1 protein-coding gene and 2 pseudogenes are annotated in these 2,087 nt (G+C 34.8%); all 3 read left to right on the top strand.

Going from position 1 to position 2,087, the window contains the following annotated elements:
* Positions 1–232: 232 nt before the first annotated feature.
* Positions 233–993 (top strand): annotated as a pseudogene (locus tag JEM49_RS08750) (IS110 family transposase).
* A gap of 27 nt (positions 994–1,020) precedes the next feature.
* Complete coding sequence (locus JEM49_RS08745; protein ID WP_201874664.1) at positions 1,021–1,434, top strand: transposase; 414 nt, start codon at positions 1,021–1,023, stop codon at positions 1,432–1,434.
* Positions 1,435–1,567: 133 nt separating this feature from the next.
* Positions 1,568–2,087, top strand: a pseudogene (locus JEM49_RS08740) (IS5/IS1182 family transposase); the annotation flags it as partial.

The following is a 2,087-nucleotide window of genomic DNA, read 5'->3' as shown; positions in this document are numbered from 1 at the left end:
AAATAAAAGAACTTAAATAACCGTCTCAGTATAACAGTAACTGGGACGGTTTTTAAGTACACTATTTTATTTGACGCTTACGAATGGAATATTGAATTCGACTGTCAAACGGGCCCATAAATATTTATTTTCAATCAAACTAGATTAAGAGTGTGGATCTCAGAGATCGTGTAATCAAGAAATAGAGCTGAAAATGAATATTTGCCTCAATCGATTAAAATTGGGTGATTAGGTGAATATTATTGGTATTGATGTTAGTCAAGGTGAAAGTCATGCAACTTTGATAACAGAAGAAGCGGAAAAAGTAGCTTTTAAGTTTAAGCATAATAAGAGCGGCTTTCAAATATTAAATTCGTATATTAGGTCCAATACGATAATAATTTTTGAAACTACAGGTGTTTATTCAGCTCAACTTACCGCTTATTTAAAAAGCAAGAAAGCTAAGTTTTATGAATTAAATCCTTTAGAAGCCAATTAAGAATGGCTTCTTTGAGAAGAAATAAAACCGACAAGAACGATTCATTTAAATTGGCCTTATTAGGTGCAACACAATTAACAGAAATAAAGAATCATTGTAATAAACAATCTGCTTTGCCTTATGACTCTTTACGGATTTTATCCTTGAGATATAAGCAGTTAATTAAATGTAGAACCAGAATACTTAATTTTCTTCGTTCTAGCTTAGAGCTTACTTTTCCAGAACTAAATCAGATTTTAAAAAATGCTTATGCAGTTTTAGCCCTTCAAGTATTTAGAATGTATTGTCATCCTGATTTTTTGGCAGGATTAACTCTTAAAGAAATGACCACTAGAGTTTACCAATCTGTTAGCAGGCGAATACATAAAGATGTAATTCAAAGTTATTGTGCTCAAGTTTGGTTAGCAGCTAAAGATTCTTATCCTGCTGTTCCAGCAAATTCTTTAGAAATTGAAATTATTTCAGAATATTGCGATGAGATAGAAAGCTACAATAAAGAAATAACCTATATTTAAAACAAGTTAATCAAGACGGCTGTTGGCTTGGATGATTTCAAAGTTATTTCCAGTATTCCCGGAGCCGGTCAATTAAATAGCGCTCTATTATTGGGCTTTACTGGTGATATTGCTCGCTTTGATAATTATAAACAACTCAATGCTTTCCTAGGTTTGGATTTAAACGGATACCAGTCTGGTAAATACATTAAAGGCGATACAATTAACCGCAGAGGCAGTAGTCAGGGCAGAGCTGTTGAAACAGATATGATTCGAAGCATGTTAAGAAATCAGGGTAAAATTCAAAATCATTTAATTGATTACTATTACAAATTAAAAAAGCCGCCTTTCAATAAGCATGACAAGGTAGCTTTAATAGCATGCGCCAATCATTTGAATCGCACTATTATAAATTTGGTCCACACACATCAACTTTATAATTATTCTAAGGCGATTAATTAATAGATGTTTAGCACACAATAAGTGAAAAAACTGCCAAAAGACTAGTCTTTTGGGGCTATGTTTAGTATACTCTTTTTTTCTCTGTAGTAATGCTTGACATTCTATAAGAAATCCTGTCGATGAAGAGTAAAAGATGAGGATTAAGCAATTAATAAATTGCGGCACCAAAATTGAAGCTGATGCCAATCGCTATACTTTCGTTTGGCGCAAGGCAGTTGAAAAGTATCATGAAAAGCTTAAAGCTCAAGCAGTTGAACTATATGATGAAATGATTGCCAAAGAAGTCGTCAAAGCAATGGCAAAAGAGCAAGTCCAGACCAGTCAGGGATTGGCAGAGCTAGCGCAAGAAGCGGAAGCTGAAATTGAAAAGCTGACTGAAGAGATTGCCCGAGAGCCTAAAGCTATTCCTAGTGGATCGCCTAGAAAAGCAAGAAGGCGCGGTCTTAAGAAGCTGCTTCATAAACTCAGAAAAGACTATGTTCCTAGAATGAAGAAATACGAAGAGGCAAAAGCAATCTTTGCTGTGTGCAATAGCTATTCCAAGACCGACCACGATGCGACTTTCATACATATGAAAGAAGATCACATGAGAAATGGTCAGCTTAAGCCAGGCTATAATATTCAAGTCGCTACGACGGATCAGTATGTAGTTG

This window comes from Lactobacillus sp. A27, from assembly GCF_016742815.1.
Lineage (GTDB): Bacteria > Bacillota > Bacilli > Lactobacillales > Lactobacillaceae > Lactobacillus > Lactobacillus gallinarum.
The sequence above is the reverse complement of the archived record's forward strand: the minus strand, read 5'-3'. Positions and strand labels throughout refer to the sequence as shown.